The following is an 18,155-nucleotide window of genomic DNA, read 5'->3' on the forward strand; positions in this document are numbered from 1 at the left end:
ACCAAACTCCTCGTAAACGTGTCAATTTACCCAACCAAATCCCTCCCCAATTTTAGGACGTGTCATGAAACCCACACCCTGATTGATTCATAAGTTCGTCCATATTCTACCACATGAAAATCTCACATAGTCATAACAAAATGTAAAAATTAGATCGAACTTTGTAAAATTAGGCATTTTGGCATATCAATAGGTCATTTGGATTATTGGTTGTTACAAGAATGGAAATAATAATATGGTGGATAACAAGAGTTGAGACATAGAGCGGAAAGAACATGTGGAGTAGAAACTTACGAGTCGTGAACAGAAGAGATGAACACCAGATACAAATTACAAAGTACAGTCACAACAACGGGGACAACACTAAAGTCAAAAAGCCATCTCTACGAGATGACTTTGGCACGAATACGATTGACGGCGTGGAAAACGGAAGATTTGATCATGCCTTCACTGCGGTTCACCATCTGGGCAGTTTCTTTGATCGAATACCCATGGATCAGGCGCAGCTCCAAAATTTTGCGATGTTCGGTATTGTTGATATGGGAGACGATTTCGTTAACTCCTTCATTAATCTCTATCTGAGGAGTATCAACATGGTGTGTGGGCGTCTCCAGCCGGCTGTCACGACGTAAGGTCCGTGTACGTTTGCGAAAGCTGTCCATAGCGAGGTTACGGGCGATGCGTTTGAGATAGTAGAGAATTCGGTCTTCAGGGATATAAACAGTGACGTTCATGAGACGAATAAAACAATCTTGTGCCAAGTCTTCTGCATCCTGTGGCTGTTTGACGATTTGGGATAGATACCTGGTGATTTCTGATTTATAGTTAATGTAAGCATCATTAATCTGTGAGTGGTTCATAAGATGTGAATCCCCCTTGGATATGGATCAAGCCTTCGTTCGGTCCGTTTGCATTCTGTTAATGCAAGTATAGCGGGAGGTTGTTTCCAAAAGGTTCAGAGTTGTATCGGAGTTGTAACATTTCTTGATTTCCTCTGTTCAAGCAGACAGCTTGGGATACAAAATATAGGCAGATGAAATTCATAGAGCAGGGAGATTACGAATGTATTATGAGACCAAAAGAGATATTAATCATCGAGGATGAAGAGTCCATTCGCGATATATTGTCGTATTCGCTTCGCAAGGAAGGGTTCGAGATCAAGGAGGCGGCTTCAGGTAGAGAAGGATTGAATCTGCTTCGGGAGTCCAAGCCCGACCTGATTCTACTGGATCTGATGTTGCCAGATATGAGCGGCTTCGATGTGTGCAGACAGTTGTCTGTGAATTCCAAAATCCCGGTAATCATGATCACGGCGAAGTCCGATATGCTGGACAAGGTGCTTGGTATGGAGCTAGGGGCTGACGATTACATTACAAAACCTTTTGATATCCGCGAAGTGGTTGCCCGCATCCGTGCGATTTTCCGCCGGATCGATCTCATCAGCGAAACGCTGGAGAATCAATCTTACGAAGTCGTTAGGCTGGGCAAACATATCGAGATTCGTAAGGATGAGCGCGAGGTGTGGAAGGACGGAGAACGGGCAGGGCTCACTAACAAGGAGTATGACCTGTTACTCTTCCTCGTGAACCACCACCGTAAAGTACATACACGTTCAGAGCTGCTGGACAAGGTGTGGGGATTTGATTTTGCTGGAGATACCCGCACCGTGGACATCCACGTTCAGCGCATTCGCAAAAAGCTGGATAGCGGTGATCAAGGAATATCGATGATTGAAACGGTATTTGGCGTAGGGTACAAGCTGAATATTCAGGTGCAGACATGAAATGGACGATTCAGTTCAAGATGGTTGTGCTGTTCTCTGTGATCGTTTTTATCGGTTTCTCGGCACTTCTGATTCTGTCCAACAAGGTCGCTCAAGAGAATATGTACCGTGAAGTGCGAGAGGATATGGTGCAATCCAAAAAAAACCTGGATATCGCCCTGAATCAGTATTTTCTCATCCATAACAAACGTATCAGTAAAGATTCGCTGGAGGCAGGCAGCCGGGAATTGGAAGAGCAGATTGGTTCTGCCGTAGGTGGGGAAATTACGCTCTATCGTCCTGATGCGACCACATATGGTTCCAACACCAGTGGAGGGAAACTTGTCAAACGGACAGACATTGCAGATTTGAGAGAAGCGATGCAATCCCGAATCGCCTATACTACAAAAGTCGATCAAGGACGGGTTGTTGCAAGCCTCTCTTTTCCGATTCAGAGTGACCAGCAACTCGTTGGCATTGTGCAACTTGAAAAGGATTATACCGACCTTTACAGACGAAATATGCGTTTTCAGGATACGATTAAGCTGTTTGCAGCGACGATATTTGTGTTTGTGTTTATTGCTTCGATTTTTATTTCCCGGAAAATTACACAGCCGATTCGTGTGCTGACGAAACGTTCTGCTGAGGTGGCCCAAGGTAGCCTGAATGCGGATATTCAGATTGCAACGAAGGATGAGATTGGGGAACTTGCGGCGAGCTTCACGGTCATGATTGACCGGGTAAGAGAGCAGATTGATGTGATTGAGCGAGAACGGGACGAAGTGAAACAAGTACAGGCACGAAGCAAGGTTTTTTTTGACAATGTGACACATGAATTAAAAACACCGCTGACGACCATTCTGGGCTATGCACAGATTTTGCGGGATAATGGATTCACCGACCCGGATTTCTTCGACAAGGGCATGAATTATATCATTAAGGAAAGCCGTCGTCTGAATACGATGGTTGCAGATATTTTGGAAGTTTCGGTGTCCTCAGCAGTCATTGAGAACTACCGTTTTGCACAGGTTGACGTCTCTGAAGTTATACGGGAAGCGTGTGAGGATATGTCTATCAAGGCAGGCAAGTACAATATCGGCATTCATTATGAACTCGAAGAAGAACTATATGTCCAGGGAGATCGGGACAAGCTGAAGGAAGTATTCCTGAACGTATTGGATAACTCCGTCAAGTATAGTGATGTGAACTCGATTATTGAAGTGCAGTCCTCGCGGGAAGAGCAGTCCATTGCCATATTGATTCGAGATCAGGGAGAGGGGATCGGTGCGGAAGCACTGAATCATGTGTTTGAACCCTTTTACCAGGACAAGGGTATGAATCGTACGGAAAAAGGAAGCGCCGGTCTTGGGCTGTCAATTGTGAAAAACATTGTCGAGCGTCATGGAGGAACAGTGGAGATGAAAAGCATCATGCGGGAAGGGACACAAGTCCATATCCGCCTGCCGGGGGATAGAAAGACATGAAATATACCGGCTTCTGGCGTAAACATCGCGATAAGCTGATGCTGTCTGGGCTACTCATTGCCTTTGTTGGTGGGATATTCGGGATTGGCAGTCTGTTCAGCATGGGTCACCTTAAACCACGTACTGTGATATTGCCTGGTGAGCAATTCAACAGTCGCCTTGCGCCCCCATCGAGCAGTACCATTCAGATAGAGTCAGCGACTAAAATTCCGAATGATTTTGTCATTTATGATTTTGATATGGGGGACCGGAATACGATTGTTGTGAATAGTACAGAACGCTCCTATTCGGGACTGCGGCTATTAAAACTGCATTTGGATGATAACCAGGTGAAAGAGATCGGCAGCAACACCGATTTTGGCGTTGTATTGAGCCCGGATCGAACCAAGCTCATGTATGCTCAGTATCGTTCAGGACAAGCCCAGCGCACGGCTTTTATATACGATATGAAAAGTGGCGAACGAACCAAACTGGGCAAGGAACATTCCTATTTCAGGGAGTTCCTCAGTAACGACACATCCATCAGTCATGATGAGCGTGGTTTCATTCAGACCGATCTGAGAACGGGCAAAGAAGAGAGCCTGTTTTCCGATGAGGTCATGATGAAGAAAGTCGGAGTAGAGACACATGAGGATAAGTCGGGCAAGAATTACATCGTTATTGACAGTTTTGAGCTTAGTCAGGATATGAAGCAGGCTTATGTGCTGGTCATGCACAAGGATGATTTTGCCGTCTATCGTGTGTCGCTGGAGAAAAATCCGGACGTATCCCTATACCTGAGATCGAAGGATATTCAGCAATACCATCTGTTGAAAAACGGGGATATGATCTTTCAGGGTGAAGTGAATCAGGTGCAGGGACTATACCGATATCAGGCGGAAAAAAATAAGCTGAACTTGCTGGCCAAGGGCACATTCTGGAATTTTGATCTGAGCGCGGACGAATCCCGAATTGCTTATCTGAATACACTGGAGAATCAGAAAAACGAGCTTCATATTGCCTTCCTGAATGATCAGAGCTTGTCCTCCGATACGGTGATCTACCGGAATATCAACAATTTTATCAAGCTGAAATGGTTTGAGGAAGAACTGTTCATGGCAAGCAGCACCGCCAGCAAGAGTGAGTTGTATCGTTTTAGCTTCAAGGCGTGGTAGGTTTATAATAGGAGTACTACCCAGCGAGAGGTAGCTTCATGTAGAGAATTTGATGCCACAGCCTTAGTATTATTCAGACATTAGAAAGAATATATATCCCTGCGGTAGAGCGTACAACGCTTGCCCGCAGGGCTTTTTGTGTTGACATGTTACAAGTTGGATACAACTTCGTCCTGCCACGATACATCTTCACACTATAATTAAGTGCAGGTTACACAGAAATACATAATCAGGAAACAGAAAGGAAGACAAGCACGAATGCTTCAAGTTGAACATGTATCCCATGCCTTCCGCAATGCACAGGGCGATGTTCCCGTGCTGCAAGATATCAATTTGACGATTCAAGAGGGGCAGATGGTTGCTCTGCTGGGCAGTTCGGGTTCAGGCAAGTCCACGCTGCTGAATCTGATGGCTGGGCTGATGAAGCCAACGCAAGGCAAGATCTGGATCGCGGGACAGGATATTGTGCGTTTCAGTGAGAATCGTCTCGCAGAGTTTCGGCGTAGCCATATCGGTTTTATTTTTCAATCCTACGAGCTGTTGTCCAATCTGACCATCCGGGAAAATGTAGAGTTGCCTCTGGTATTTATGGGGATCAGACCATCCAAACGAAAAGAAAAGGCACTACGTCTGCTAGAGCAGGTAGGGCTGGGTGAGAAGGCGCACCTCTTTCCTTCCCAGTTATCCGGCGGTCAGCAGCAACGGGTCAGTATCGCCCGCTCGCTCATTACGGAGCCGTCGGTCATCTTTGCAGATGAACCAACGGGCAATCTGGATACAGAGACGGAGGAAGAGATCCTTTCCATTTTGCAGCAGCTGAACAGAGAGATGAAAACAACCTTTGTCATTGTGACACATGAAAGTGAGGTAGCGGAACAGATGCAGGTTGTCCTGACGTTGCAGCAGGGGAAACTGGTCGAACAGTCTGATCAGTTACAGAGTGTATGAGATAAGGTAAAAGGAGAGGAACAGTGAGAATACGGGACGTAGTGCGCATGGCCTGGGGACAGATCATCCGGCGCAAAGTGGTCACATTGCTCTGCATGATCGGCTTGTCGATTGGATCGGCAGCGATGATTATTGCCCTGAGTGTGGGTCAGTCGGTGCAGACATATAGCGAAAAAACGTTGAACGATAACTACAAGATGGACGAAATTACGATCAGCCCGAACGAGGGAATCAAAACGGGGAATGGCAGCGGAGGCACGAAAAGCAAGTTTGAACGCGGCGCGCTGACCATGGAGAAAATTCGAATTATACAGCGGCTTCCACATGTCGTTGCTGTAGCTCCGATGTTAAAGCTGGATGCACTGGATATGGTGCTTCCCGATGGACGTAGTTCCTATGTGGAAGTGATCGGTACGGAAATGGGAACACTGAACGGTTTCGGATACAAGTATTCACAAGGCAGCGGTGCTGGCAACGGCCGGGTTGCCGTTGTGAATTACGGCGCCACCTATGGATTTATCGATCAGAAAGTGACGCAAAAGTTGTTTGAACAGCTAAATTCCGATCCGTATAACAATGATCTTTTGCAACAGTACAGCGAGATGATGATGAAACAGGATCAACTGATGCAGCAGCGTATTCAATTTCGGTATGAAGATTTTATGAATGGCAGAAAGACCAAGATGAGCGGAACCATTCGTGTATCGGGTGAATTGACCAAACCTGCCAATATGGACGATATGAGTGCACAAGGTGACAAAAAAGTATATGTTCCGCTGGATACGGCACGAGCCCTGCAGGATGAACTTGGACTGCAGCAAGCAGACAGCCCGGCGCTCAAACGTCTTAACTCCGCTTTGGTGAAGGTGGATAACAAACGGCATGTGGCTCAGGTCGAAGAGCAGATCAAAAGGCTGACATTAAACACGCAAAGTAATCTCTTTCAGGAAGAGGCCATGGCTGGACAGCTTGCGATGTATCAAAAAGCAGCTATTGGCATTGGCGGTTTTATTATGGTGCTGGCGTCACTTTCCATTATTGTGGCAATGATCATGTCCACACATCAGCGGCGCAAGCAGATTGGGGTCATGAAGGTACTTGGCGCCAACCTGTGGCAGATCCGTCAGATGTTTATAGTGGAAGCAGCCATGCTTGGATTCATTGGCGGTGTGGCAGGTGTAGGTATTGCGTTTGCCGCGCTTGGAGGGGTGAACCAGCTACTCGCGAATCAGATGGCAGATCAGGCAGGCGGGCCGATGACGGTCATTATTCAACAGTCGGCACTGCCGATGGGCATTATTTTTGCCGTGCTTGTCGGTGTGGTATCCGGTATCTATCCGGCAATCAGTGCGTCCCGTACGAATGCACTGAGCGTCATTAAATCGATGTGATCGCGAGAGACTAGCGAGCGGAACTCCGGAACTATTTTCAGACTCAAACTTATCAGTGAAAGGGAATATAACGCATGAAGAAATGGATCAGCATGATCATTACCGTTGTACTTATGGCAGGTGCAGGGTACTGGGTATACGAGAAATACAAACCCCAGCCCGAAGCCCCAGTTGAAGCTCCACCGCCCATCACCTTTGATGTGACACAGGAGACGATGACACAAACGATACAAGTGAAAGGGAAATCGGTATATACCGAGCAGACGGATGTATTTGCTCCATTTACTTCAAACATTAAACAGTGGCATGTCAAGAACGGGGAGCAAGTGAAAAAGGGAAGCATTCTGTTCACGCTGGATACGTCGGCGCTACAGTCAGAGGTCAGTCAGATGCAGAGTGATCTGGACAAAGCCCGGTTAGATGTGGAGATGAATCAGATCAGCATCAATTCGGCCGGCATGACCGAAACACTTGGTGTGACGGAGGAGGAGCGCAAAAAAGCTTTTGCAGATCGGGAGAGCAAACGTCTTGCAAACGAACTGAGTCAGAAAGCGCTGGTTCTCAAAGAGCAGGAAATACGCAAGAAACAGGACGTGATGAGTAAAGCAGTGGTATATGCCGGGACCACGGGTGTTTTTCAGTTGAACGATCAGGATAGCAAAACACGGGCAGTTACGGAAGGGCAGCTCATCGGATCTATCACCAATACCGGCAAGATGAAATTCATGACTATTGTTGGTGAGGAAGAGATGTTCAAACTGAAGGCAGGCATGCCGGTACAGGTGCGAATGAGTGCGCAGAAGGATCTGAAATTTACCGGAACCGTCAGCAAGGTGTCCAAGTTTGCCCGGAAAAGCTCGGATATCGATCTGAAGCAGGCCTCTCAGTTTGATGTGGTCATTGATCTGAAGCCGGACGCTCGCATGTACGGTGGTGTGAGTCTGGAAGGAGACATTGAAACCATGCGCAAGGACAAAGTGACGGTCGTATCCAGCCTTGCCATTATGCGTGATCAGCCCGAACCTTACGTGTTACTGGATAAAGGAAACGGACAGACGGAGCAGCATGCGATTAAAACGGGCATGGAGTCAGGAGATAAAACCGAGGTTGTTAGTGGCTTAAAGCCGGGGGATGTTGTTGTTATTCAATAGAGTCGTCCTTACATAAGGTTCATTGCGGTGTATACCGTAATGGGCCTTTTCTCTGTTGTGGCGGGAGGGGAGAGAAATCCTTCTTTTTATGTGGAAAAAAATATAATTTAATTTATATAATTCAATTTACAGTAATATTTACATGTCGTATAATCACACTATAAGGAGGTGAACAGGTAGTCATCTCGAGATGAAGATTTTTTTGAAGTTTAGTTAGTAAGCGCTTACGGCAAGGTTCGTTATGGACTCAACATTTTCTTCACTCTTCAATCCCAAGCACATGGATCAACTACTCCACCACGATACTCTCATGATTTGACCCCCACACACGCTCACACAGCAATTCTATCAACACACCCAACTTATATTTGCTCTTTAACTCAAGCTATTTTGTCTATGGAGGTGAACGAAACACCACACATTTTTTTTCATGCACTTTGTGCCATGCATCCTGCTTCTACACAGAGGAACAGACATGAGTCGAGTCCAATCTTATCTAAGGGAAAGGTGGAACTATGAAGAAAACATTGAAAACGAAATCGAGAGGCCAGAAGCTGCTGCGTAAAGGTGTAAAACAAATGATGGCAGCTGCGCTGCTTGCAGCAGGGATTTTCCCTGGCATGTCTCCAGGTGTGACGCAGGCAGCGGAGGCCCATGTGAACAATCCGTTTGTTGGCGCCACGGCTTATCTCAATGAGGATTACTCTGCACTGGTGGATACCTCTATTGCCATTACCAGTGATGCTTCGCTGAAAGCGAAGATGGAAACGGTGAAATCCTATCCTACAGCGGTATGGATTGACCGGATTGCAGCCATCTACGGCGGGGCCGAGAACGCTGGACGCAAGAGCGTGGAAGAGCATCTCGATGCAGTGCTCGCTCAGAAGAAGCCAGGCGTACCTATTACCGCGTCTTTCGTTATCTACAATTTGCCGGGTCGGGACTGCCATGCCCTTGCATCTAACGGGGAGCTTCCTTTAACCCAGGCAGCATTGCAGACGTATAAAACGGATTACATTGACGTAATTGCAGATATTTTTGCTGATCCAAAATACCAGGACATTCGCATTATCGCTGTTATTGAGCCTGATAGTTTGCCTAACCTGGTAACCAATCTGAGCACACCAGCCTGTGGTCAAGCGGCTGCAAGCGGGATTTATGAAGCTGGTATTAAATATACGTTGGACAAGCTGCACGCTATTCCAAACGTATACAACTATCTGGATATCGGTCACTCCGGCTGGCTCGGATGGGATAACAATCGTTCTGGCGCGGTAGCTCTGTATACAGATGTGGTAGGGGACACGCTGGGCGGACTGAGCAGTGCAGATGGATTCATTACGAATACTGCCAATACAACACCGCTGGCTGAACCAAACTTGTCCAATCCAGATCTCAACATCGGTGGACAACCGATCCGTTCAGCGAAGTTCTACGAATGGAATCCGTACTTTGACGAAACCGATTTCACAGCAAAGTTGTATTCTGATTTCGTACAAGCAGGATGGCCAGCGAGCACAGGGTTCCTCATTGATACCAGCCGTAACGGATGGGGCGGGGTGAATCGTCCAGCTACGGCTACAGGCAGCAATATCAATGATTATGTGAATTCTGGTCGGGTGGATCGCCGGGAGCACCGGGGTAACTGGTGTAATGCAAGCGGAGCAGGTATCGGAGAAGCGCCTAAGGCGGCTCCAGGACCTGCGCATCTGGATGCTTATGTATGGGTAAAACCTCCAGGTGAATCCGATGGCTCCAGTTCTGAAATTCCGAACAATGAGGGTAAAGGCTTTGACCGGATGTGTGACCCAACGTATACAACGAAAGATGGAGTGCTGACTGGCGCATTGCCTAACGCACCGGTATCAGGTCACTGGTTCCATGATCAGTTTGTACAACTGGTGAAAAACTCTTTCCCTGTACTCTCTGAGAATAGTGGAGGTAACCCTCCAGGTGGAAATACAGCACCAGCTGCACCGGCTTCTGTAACCGCTACAGCTGGCAATGCTCAAGTGACATTGACATGGGCGGCTTCGACAGGTGCGACCAGTTATACGGTAAAACGTGCGCTGACGGCATCCGGTCCATTTGTAACGGTTGCTGCCAATGTCAGCGGAACAAGCTACACGAACACTGGCTTGACGAATGGTACAACGTACTATTATGTCGTGACAGCAAGTAATGCAGCGGGCGAGAGTGTGAACTCCGCATCTGCTATGGCAACACCGGCAGCAGTTGCAACCGCTCCAGCGGCACCAACAGCATTGACAGCAACAGCTGGAAATGCACAGGTGAGCCTGGCTTGGACAGCATCGGCAGGTGCAACCAGCTACAACGTGAAACGTGCGCTGACGGCTGCGGGTCCATTTACGACGATTGCATCGAATGTAACGGCAACGTCGTATACCAACACTGGTTTGACGAATGGCACAACCTACTATTATGTGGTGAGTGCGGTGAACGCAGCCGGGCAAAGTGCGAATTCAACTGTAGCTTCTGCGACACCAGCGGCAGTAGTTGTACCAACAAGTAATTTGGTGGTGCAATATCGTGCAGGGGATACGAATGCAACGGATAACCAGATCAGACCGTTGTTCAATATCAAAAACCTGGGCAGCACTGCAGTGGACCTGAGCGATCTGACACTTCGTTATTATTTCACCAAGGAAGGTTCAGCAGCAATGGATTCCTCCATTGACTGGGCCGTGGTTGGCGCAGCTAACATTGACCGTACCTTTGGGGATGGATATGTCGAGCTGAGCTTCAAGTCCGGTGCAGGAAGCATTGCTGCTGGCGGGCAGTCTGGAGATATTCAGCTTCGTATGTTCAAAACAGACTGGTCCAACTTTGACGAGAGCGATGACTATTCCTATGATCCAACCAAAACATCTTATCAGGATTGGGATAAAGTCACACTTTATCAAGGCGGTAGCCTTGTATGGGGAATCGAGCCGTAAGGTTATACATCTGATGATTTGGTGCTAAGGTACGTGTGAGTCTAGCACATCTTATCAAAACAGGGTTGTTTCTTGGTCATCCATTGACCGGAGGCAGCTCTGTTTTCGTCTTACGATCTCAGGAGAGCTTATTTGGCGAAAAAGAGACATGAATCAATTCTAACGATCCGTAGCGATGCTATTTTGATGAAACTCGGTAGTTTTGATGTGATTTGCCTCGTTTGGAGGGAAATAGGGTTACTGGTGATCGTTAGAATTCAAATGTGGCTTAAAACACCTGAATAAGCTCTGTGGAGATCGTTAGAATTTATAGTTGGAGCGAGCTTGTTGAAAAAGCATAATTGGATGAATGAGGCTGGAGCGCTATCCGACAGAGATACACTGAATATTGATCGTTTTGGACGGATATTTGCCTATGGTTAGGCAGTGAGGATGTCTATAATAGTACCCGATGGAAGGTAACTCTGACTTCCAATTAAGTGAAGAGAGGGGAAGGGGCTGGAGAAACGGGAGAAAGAAGTACGTCAGGCAAACGGGATTTTCTTTTAAACTTCAATTTTGTAAGCGTAATCATTTTTTTTCTTATGTATGAACCTGACCTTAATATGCATACAAACACAAACACAAACACAAACACAAACACAAACACAAACACGAATCTTAACTTGAACATGAATATGGCCAGGTAGAAGTATCATTACCCATTCTAACCAGGGAGAGTGAAGGTTGATGAACTTAAGATCAGTAAAAGATGCCGGTCCTGAGGCCGGTGCAGGCTTCCATACTAGCAGTAGCATCAGTCCAGGCAGTCACAGCAAAATCCCTTCCAGCAGTCCCAACAGTCGAAGAAGTCGCAGCAATCGATCAAAACGGCCGCGCATGCCTCTTGGGGCCAAAGTGCTTTCCTCTGCACTCAGTCTGGCTTTGATGCTTAGTGGCACTGCCGGAATTAGCGGAGCAGAGGCCTCCCAAACCGAATCCCAAACTCAAGGGAATGGTGCTATGGAAGTGGAGATGCATGATAAAGACAGAGGTGGCAGCCACGGTAAAGGTATTCAATTGGAGAAGCTGGATCGCGGGTTGGTAGCGGCTTCGACGTCCGAAGGTGTTTTTCTAAGCTGGAGATTACTTGGGGATGAGGCAACAGGGTACAGCGACCAAGGGCTGACCGGGACGGATTTCAACGTGTATCGGGATGGCAAAAGGATCGCGACGGTCACAGACAGTACCAATTATGTGGACAGCACAGGAACGACATCTTCTCGTTACGAAGTTGCCGCCGTGAACAGCAAAGGCAAAGAAAGCAAACGCAGCTCATCCGTCAGTCCGTGGGCAAACGGTTATGTTGATATTCCTTTGCAAAAGCCGGCAGACGGTGTAACGCCTGTGGGTGAAGCATACACCTACAGTGCCAATGACATGAGTGTCGGTGATGTGGACGGGGATGGTCAGTACGAGTTTTTCGTAAAATGGGACCCATCCAACGCCAAGGACGTATCGCAAAAAGGATATACCGGCAACACTTATGTCGATTGTTATACGCTGGACGGACAACTGCTGTACCGGATCGATCTCGGGGTTAACATTCGTGCGGGAGCGCATTATACGCAGATGCTTGTCTATGATTTTGACGGAGATGGCAAGGCTGAACTGATGTTCAAGACCGCTCCGGGCACGCAGATCATCAAATACAACAAAAAGGGCAAACCAACCTCGCAGAAGTACATCACCCTGCCGAAGGAGGATCGCAAGGCAGGGGTGACCAACGAGGACGATTATCGCCTCAGTGCAGAGGGGTACTACGACCATGTAGTCGATATGTTCCGAAACTGGCATAAACACGAAGAGGTTGTGAAAGGAAACTGGCCTGCAACGCTGGAAGAAGCGTTTGGGATTGAGAAAAAGTACAGTTATCCGTTATCCCAGCAGGATGCGGAAAGCTTGGCCGACTACTTTATAGATGTATATGCACCGGAGCGGAGCGCTCGCAATGAACTGCGCAAATTTGAAGGCTTTATTGTGGATGGACCGGAGTATATTACCGTATTTGAAGGCAAGTCGGGAAAAGAATTGCAGACCGTCCGGTATGAACCGGAACGTCATGATGATGGCCTGATGTGGGGCGATTATGCGATGGCACGCATTGAACCGGCAAACCGGGTAGACCGTTTCCTCGCGGGAGTTGCGTATCTGGACGGCAAGAAACCGTCTGCGATTTTTGCACGCGGATATTATACTCGTTCCACGATGGCAGCTTACAATTGGGATGGCAAAAAGCTGAAAAAGGAATGGTACGTGGATAGCGGCTGGACACCGATGAAAAATCCGTTTAACGACGGGCCACACGGTGTAGATGGCACTGATCCGCAGTACGGTTCAATTACAACGCAGGGGGCGCACTACTTCAGTGTGGCTGATGTGGACGGTGACGGCAAACATGAGATTATTTATGGCTCCGCGACAATTGACCACGATGGCAGTGTGCTGTACAGCTCCACAGATGTGATGCCGCTTGAGAGTGCTGCACCGGGAACGATTGCCCGTCTGGGACACGGGGATGCGCTGCATGTCGCGGATATTAACCCGGATCGCCCGGGACTTGAGATTTTTATGGTGCATGAAGGCGGACCTTGGGCGCCATACGGATATTCCCTGCGTGATGCCAAGACTGGAGAAGTGATCTATGGCGGATATACTGGCAAAGATACCGGACGTGGCATGGTAGGAGATGTTGATCCGACCCGGCGCGGGTTGGAGACATGGGCTGTCGGATTATGGACGGCACAGGGTGAGAAAATAAGTGATCAGGCACCCGGAACCAATATGAGCATTCGCTGGGCTGCCGACATGACAACGCAAATCGTAGACGGGGCCATCGATGTCACCCCTACGATTAAAGACTGGAAACGTGGCACGTTGCTGACCGCGACTGGAACCTTAACCAATAACCATACGAAAGGTACACCTTCGCTAGTTGCCGATGTATTCGGAGACTGGCGGGAAGAGATGTTGGTGCGTACGGCGGATAGTTCAGCGATTCGTATCTACCTGAGCACCGAGAAGACAGACCGCAAGCTGTATACGCTGATGCACGATGCGATGTACCGTGTAGGTATTGCCGGACAGAACAGCGGGTATAACCAGCCTTCCTATCTATCCTTCTACATGGCATCTGATATCGATTGGTCGAAGGTGACGCTGCCGAAGTTCTATACCCCAGGGAAAGGAAAAGGGGATAAATAAATTGTCGGCTTAGAGTTATAGAGAATGATGTAAGCTAACTGCAAATAGCTCTGGAATTCGCTCCTGTGTAATGATAACGCAGGGACATTCCAGAGCTTTTTTAGATGCGTATGGTTAGATCCATTATTAAATAATATATTACATATCATGTTATATGTTACGTTGAATAGCACGTTGGACTACTTTTCCACGTCTTCGCTCAAGTGTGCTGCGGAAGCGAATGATTCCAGCGTATATTGACCATCCTGAATCAACAACTTGGTGATGGAGCACTCGGGAACCAGACGTTTCTGATCCACCAGGAAATTCGGATGCCATCTGTTCAGCTCTTGTTCGGAAAAGGTTTGCACCAGGAAATCGGTAATCAGACCGCCATGTGTAGCCAAAACAATATGACTGCCGGGTGGCGCCTGCGTAGCCAGTTCGTCAAGCAAAGAGGCTAGTCGTATCCCTGCCTGTTTGGCGGAATCACCAACATGTGGAATGAACTCTGGATCTGCTGTACACTGATCCCATAAGGCGACGAATTGTTCAAAAGTCTGCTCCGGATCATCGCCCCAATTCGCACGTTCGCGCAAGCGTGCATCTTCTGCAACGTCAGACCCGGTAAGGGAAGCAATTGCTTCGGCGGTTTCTTGAGCTCGGCGAAGTGGACTCGCGACGATCCGGTGGATAGGATATGGAGCGTTTGCAAAGTACCTGGCGGTCAATTGAGCCTGACGGCTACCTTCGGATGTAAGTGGCACGTTGCCAATATCACTTTTTTTGACACCATGTCTGACCAGATAAAAGGTTGTATTCATGATATGAAATCTCCTTTAACGATGGATTTGGAGCTGAAAGGATGATGATTATATAATAATAGCCTATAGGGAACTGACTGTACTCCCTTATTATTACGAGAACATAAATAATGTATATGTACTTTTGCACCAATGCAATACGTTCAAGTACTATCTGATCTATCAACGATTACCTAATAAGACTCGGAGGTCATGAAAATGAAAAAATTGTTTTTGTCCGCTTCTTTTGAAGAGACATCAAGCTTGTTGAACACACTGGGAGAGACTTTAGCAGGGAGAAGCGTCACCTTTATTCCGACTGCTGCTGTACCTGAACCATATGATGCTTATGTACATGCAGGTAGACAGGCGCTTGAGAAATACGGACTTATCGTAGAAGAATTAGAAGTATCCACGGCAACTTCTGAGGAGATAGCTAGCAAGTTGCAACAAAGTGACTTGATCTACGTGTCGGGTGGCAACACCTTTTTTCTATTACAGGAGCTTCGCAGAAGTGGAGCAGAGAAGTACATACAAGCTCATATTCAGGCAGGGAAAATATATATCGGGGAGTCAGCAGGTTCCATCATCCTCGCCCCTGATATTGCATATGTGAAGGCCATGGATGATTGCGCGGTAGCACCAGACTTGTCTAGCTATGAAGGACTAAATTCTGTTGATTTCTACCCCGTCCCTCATGTGGGATGTCCCCCATTTGTAGAGTCGGCAGCACAAGTCATGGATGAGTATCAGTCGACGTTAACTCTTGTACCTATAACGAACTCCCAAGTCATTGTTATGGATGGAGAGCAGTACCGGATCGTCGAAATCTAACGCGATTATTAATGATGTTTATTCAAAATAAAGCCAATCAGCCGCACTCTGTATAGCGTTTGAAGGGAGGTTATAAGGATGGGGTTGGATCAGACACAATCCTTTTCAGGCAGTCTTTTTCAGGAACGCCTTCGTACAGAAGACTGGGGACCTCGTTTTTTCGCTTATTATTATAAACAATGGGATGATTATCAGATGGCCTATCACACCCATGATTCCACGGAAATTATGTACATCATTACGGGCATGTGCCGAGTGGATGTGATGATGGCAGATGGAAGCTCGGAACAGGCGGTGTTGAAAAAAGGACAGTTCATCCTGCTGGATGCAGGGGTTCCTCATCGACTGTTAGTACAGGACGGTGTGCCTTGCCGGATGCTCAATGTGGAATTTGGCTTTGTCCGTCATGCATCTGGACAACTTTCCATACGGCAACTTGCGCTGGAAGAGGAAACCGTTCATACTTTTCTAACTCGATCCACTCCTTATCTCGTTCTGCCTGACCCGGAAGAGGTGTATCACACGATGAAAAGCCTTGTGCTTGAACTGGATCAGCGTGGCTTGCTGGAGCAGAGGCAAGTACAGACACAGGAACTGGTACCGGAACAATCACAAGAGCAGGAGCAGGAACAGGAACAATCACAAGAGCACACGAAGTCTGGGCTTTCTCCTGTACACATGAGGGTGATACCTGCCGAAGAGCGAATGCTTCATCGTGAAGCCCGAAACCTGAGCTCCCCGGAGCAGGGGATGCTGGTCCGCACCCTTTTTATCCAATTGCTCGTCCGGATTGCCAGACTGCGAGGCGAGATGGAACGAAGTGCGCTAGATCAGACAGAGCTGTATGTGAAACGTACGATTGAATTCATGCATCACAATATGGATCGCAATATTCAGATGAAGGATATCGCGGCCGCAGTCAATTTACATCCAGGGTATTTGCACCGCATTTTCCGTAATTATATGCAGTGGACACCGACCGACTATCTGACGATGCTACGGATGGAGAAGGCCAAGATGTTGTTACAGCAGACCAACATTCCCATCTCCGAAATTTCAGACTATGTGGGTGTGGGCAGTAGGCAGTATTTTCATATGCTTTTCAAAAAATATACGGGTAATACGCCTGTTCAATACCGAGAATCCATGGAGCGAATACAGTGGAGCTATCCGGAGGAATCGGAGTAGCAGCAGACCGCGAGGCTGGAACAGGCGGGTAGAAACTAAATGTTGAACTGAAAGGGTATTCATGATATCCTTTGTTCAGAAGTAACCAATTCGTCGATAATGTAGTAGTTAATTTAATATACTCAGGATTGTGACTGTTCGGCAGGCGATACCTAAATTGTTCGTAGTAAACATGAGTTGTGCATGTTACTGCTTCAATTTAGGTTTTTTTTATAGGAGATTTTGATTTTTTGAAGAATTTTATGGAATATTAACGGGACGAACATGTGATGAGTTGGGGGTGATGCAGATGAAGATTAGGAAAATTTTTAATAACAACGTGATTTTACTGACGGATGATAACGGGCACGAAATGATCGTGATGGGAAAAGGGATCGGTTATAACAAACATAACAGTGATATAATTGATTTTTCACAGGTGGAGAAAAAGTTCGTCGTTGAAAAGGCGACGTCAGACAAACTGATGGGGCTGATTGGTGAGATTCCAACCGAACATCTGGAGTTGTCGAATGAAATTATTGAATTTGCCGAACAACAGCTTGCCCTCAAATTCAGTGACAACATCTACATCACCCTAACAGATCATATCAGTTTTGCACTGAGAAGGTTTCCTGAGGGCATCATTGTAAAGAATGCTTTGCTGTGGGAGATCAAAAAATTCTATGCAGCCGAATATGAAGTTGCCTTCAAGGCACTCCATATTATTGAGCAGAAAACAGGTGTGAAACTGCCGGAGGATGAGGCGGGTTCGATTGCCCTACATTTTGTAAATGCACAGCAGCGTGGGCAGGATATGAAACAAACGTATCAGATGACGAAGATTGTTAACGATCTAGCGAACATTGTGAAATACCATTTTGGAATTAAACTGGACGAAAGCTCGATTAATTACAGCCGTTTCCTCACACATTTGCGTTATTTTGCGTACCGAATTCTTCATGATGAGTTGATTCCGGAGGATAGAGATTCTTTATACGATCATGTAAAGGACAAGTACCCCGAAGCCTACGCGTGCGCGAAAAAAATTAGAAACTATCTGGAGATTAACTACGAGAAGAAAACAACAAATGAGGAAATGGTTTATTTTATGATCCACATTCACCGAGTCACAAACCGTGAGCATGATCTGACGGAAGAATGAAGAAATGCTAATACAACTTTATATTAAGGGATTGTGACTGTTCGGCAGGCGAAACCTGAACTGAGGCTTGTGTATTGACTAAGGTCAGTAGACGAGCTTCAGTTCAGGTTTTTATTTTGT

The 18,155-nt window shown here is 47.0% G+C and carries 13 protein-coding genes; 11 read left to right on the forward strand and 2 right to left on the reverse strand.

Annotated elements, in window-relative coordinates:
* Window positions 1–383: 383 nt before the first annotated feature.
* Window positions 384–860 carry an RNA polymerase sigma factor gene (locus AB4Z30_RS10350; RefSeq protein WP_441925921.1) on the reverse strand — a complete coding sequence of 159 codons (477 nt, stop codon included), beginning with the start codon at window positions 858–860 and terminating at the stop codon, window positions 384–386.
* 209 nt (window positions 861–1,069) lie between these two features.
* On the opposite strand from AB4Z30_RS10350, the gene AB4Z30_RS10355 reads away from it, so the two are divergent.
* From AB4Z30_RS10355 to AB4Z30_RS10390, 8 genes are all read left to right on the forward strand, one after another.
* On the forward strand, window positions 1,070–1,783 hold the full coding sequence (locus AB4Z30_RS10355; protein WP_145333083.1) for a response regulator transcription factor: 714 nt from the start codon (window positions 1,070–1,072) through the stop codon (window positions 1,781–1,783).
* The gene (locus AB4Z30_RS10360; protein WP_441925924.1) at window positions 1,780–3,246 is read left to right on the forward strand and encodes a sensor histidine kinase; all 1,467 of its coding nucleotides are present in this window, start codon (window positions 1,780–1,782) and stop codon (window positions 3,244–3,246) included. Before AB4Z30_RS10355 ends, AB4Z30_RS10360 begins: the two co-directional genes overlap by 4 nt.
* Window positions 3,243–4,400 carry a hypothetical protein gene (locus AB4Z30_RS10365; RefSeq protein ID WP_441925926.1) on the forward strand — a complete coding sequence of 386 codons (1,158 nt, stop codon included), beginning with the start codon at window positions 3,243–3,245 and terminating at the stop codon, window positions 4,398–4,400. The genes AB4Z30_RS10360 and AB4Z30_RS10365 overlap by 4 nt, the downstream gene beginning before the upstream one ends.
* Before the next feature lie 258 nt (window positions 4,401–4,658).
* Entirely contained in the window at window positions 4,659–5,348 is a 690-nt protein-coding gene (locus AB4Z30_RS10370) for an ABC transporter ATP-binding protein (protein WP_441925928.1), read from the forward strand.
* Window positions 5,349–5,371: 23 nt separating this feature from the next.
* On the forward strand, window positions 5,372–6,739 hold the full coding sequence (locus tag AB4Z30_RS10375; RefSeq protein WP_441925930.1) for an ABC transporter permease: 1,368 nt from the start codon (window positions 5,372–5,374) through the stop codon (window positions 6,737–6,739).
* 74 nt (window positions 6,740–6,813) lie between these two features.
* Window positions 6,814–7,890 carry an efflux RND transporter periplasmic adaptor subunit gene (locus tag AB4Z30_RS10380; RefSeq protein ID WP_441925932.1) on the forward strand — a complete coding sequence of 359 codons (1,077 nt, stop codon included), beginning with the start codon at window positions 6,814–6,816 and terminating at the stop codon, window positions 7,888–7,890.
* A gap of 515 nt (window positions 7,891–8,405) precedes the next feature.
* Window positions 8,406–10,847: a glycoside hydrolase family 6 protein gene (locus AB4Z30_RS10385; RefSeq protein WP_441925934.1), complete on the forward strand. Its 2,442-nt coding sequence runs from the start codon at window positions 8,406–8,408 to the stop codon at window positions 10,845–10,847.
* Between the two features lie 879 nt (window positions 10,848–11,726).
* Complete coding sequence (locus tag AB4Z30_RS10390; RefSeq protein WP_441926594.1) at window positions 11,727–14,090, forward strand: rhamnogalacturonan lyase; 2,364 nt, start codon at window positions 11,727–11,729, stop codon at window positions 14,088–14,090.
* A 179-nt stretch (window positions 14,091–14,269) separates the two neighbouring features.
* Here AB4Z30_RS10390 and AB4Z30_RS10395 read toward each other — a convergent pair whose 3' ends face one another.
* Window positions 14,270–14,893 (reverse strand): histidine phosphatase family protein, encoded by a 624-nt coding sequence (locus AB4Z30_RS10395; RefSeq protein WP_441925936.1) that lies wholly within the window; start codon window positions 14,891–14,893, stop codon window positions 14,270–14,272.
* Window positions 14,894–15,091: 198 nt separating this feature from the next.
* On the opposite strand from AB4Z30_RS10395, the gene AB4Z30_RS10400 reads away from it, so the two are divergent.
* From AB4Z30_RS10400 to licT, 3 genes are all read left to right on the forward strand, one after another.
* A complete protein-coding gene (locus AB4Z30_RS10400; RefSeq protein ID WP_441925938.1) occupies window positions 15,092–15,706 on the forward strand; it encodes a Type 1 glutamine amidotransferase-like domain-containing protein in 615 nt (204 codons plus the stop codon).
* A gap of 78 nt (window positions 15,707–15,784) precedes the next feature.
* The gene (locus AB4Z30_RS10405) at window positions 15,785–16,894 is read left to right on the forward strand and encodes an AraC family transcriptional regulator (RefSeq protein WP_441925940.1); all 1,110 of its coding nucleotides are present in this window, start codon (window positions 15,785–15,787) and stop codon (window positions 16,892–16,894) included.
* A gap of 289 nt (window positions 16,895–17,183) precedes the next feature.
* Window positions 17,184–18,035, forward strand: coding sequence for a BglG family transcription antiterminator LicT (gene licT, locus AB4Z30_RS10410; protein ID WP_441925942.1), 852 nt, complete (start codon window positions 17,184–17,186; stop codon window positions 18,033–18,035).
* Window positions 18,036–18,155 lie beyond the last annotated feature (120 nt).

It is taken from the genome of Paenibacillus sp. 2TAF8 (assembly GCF_052114825.1).
In the GTDB taxonomy this organism is placed as follows: domain Bacteria; phylum Bacillota; class Bacilli; order Paenibacillales; family Paenibacillaceae; genus Paenibacillus.

Excerpts from the sequence above, each read along its gene's own strand:
- AB4Z30_RS10355 (WP_145333083.1), top strand. The coding sequence starts at position 1,070 with ATGAGACCAAAAGAGATATTAATCATCGAGGATGAAGAGTCCATTCGC.
- AB4Z30_RS10380 (WP_441925932.1), top strand. The coding sequence starts at position 6,814 with ATGAAGAAATGGATCAGCATGATCATTACCGTTGTACTTATGGCAGGT.
- AB4Z30_RS10370 (WP_441925928.1), top strand. The coding sequence starts at position 4,659 with ATGCTTCAAGTTGAACATGTATCCCATGCCTTCCGCAATGCACAGGGC.
- AB4Z30_RS10395 (WP_441925936.1), bottom strand. The coding sequence starts at position 14,893 with ATGAATACAACCTTTTATCTGGTCAGACATGGTGTCAAAAAAAGTGAT.
- AB4Z30_RS10385 (WP_441925934.1), top strand. The coding sequence starts at position 8,406 with ATGAAGAAAACATTGAAAACGAAATCGAGAGGCCAGAAGCTGCTGCGT.
- AB4Z30_RS10365 (WP_441925926.1), top strand. The coding sequence starts at position 3,243 with ATGAAATATACCGGCTTCTGGCGTAAACATCGCGATAAGCTGATGCTG.
- AB4Z30_RS10400 (WP_441925938.1), top strand. The coding sequence starts at position 15,092 with ATGAAAAAATTGTTTTTGTCCGCTTCTTTTGAAGAGACATCAAGCTTG.
- AB4Z30_RS10350 (WP_441925921.1), bottom strand. The coding sequence starts at position 860 with ATGAACCACTCACAGATTAATGATGCTTACATTAACTATAAATCAGAA.
- AB4Z30_RS10360 (WP_441925924.1), top strand. The coding sequence starts at position 1,780 with ATGAAATGGACGATTCAGTTCAAGATGGTTGTGCTGTTCTCTGTGATC.
- AB4Z30_RS10390 (WP_441926594.1), top strand. The coding sequence starts at position 11,727 with ATGCCTCTTGGGGCCAAAGTGCTTTCCTCTGCACTCAGTCTGGCTTTG.
- licT (WP_441925942.1), top strand. The coding sequence starts at position 17,184 with ATGAAGATTAGGAAAATTTTTAATAACAACGTGATTTTACTGACGGAT.
- AB4Z30_RS10405 (WP_441925940.1), top strand. The coding sequence starts at position 15,785 with ATGGGGTTGGATCAGACACAATCCTTTTCAGGCAGTCTTTTTCAGGAA.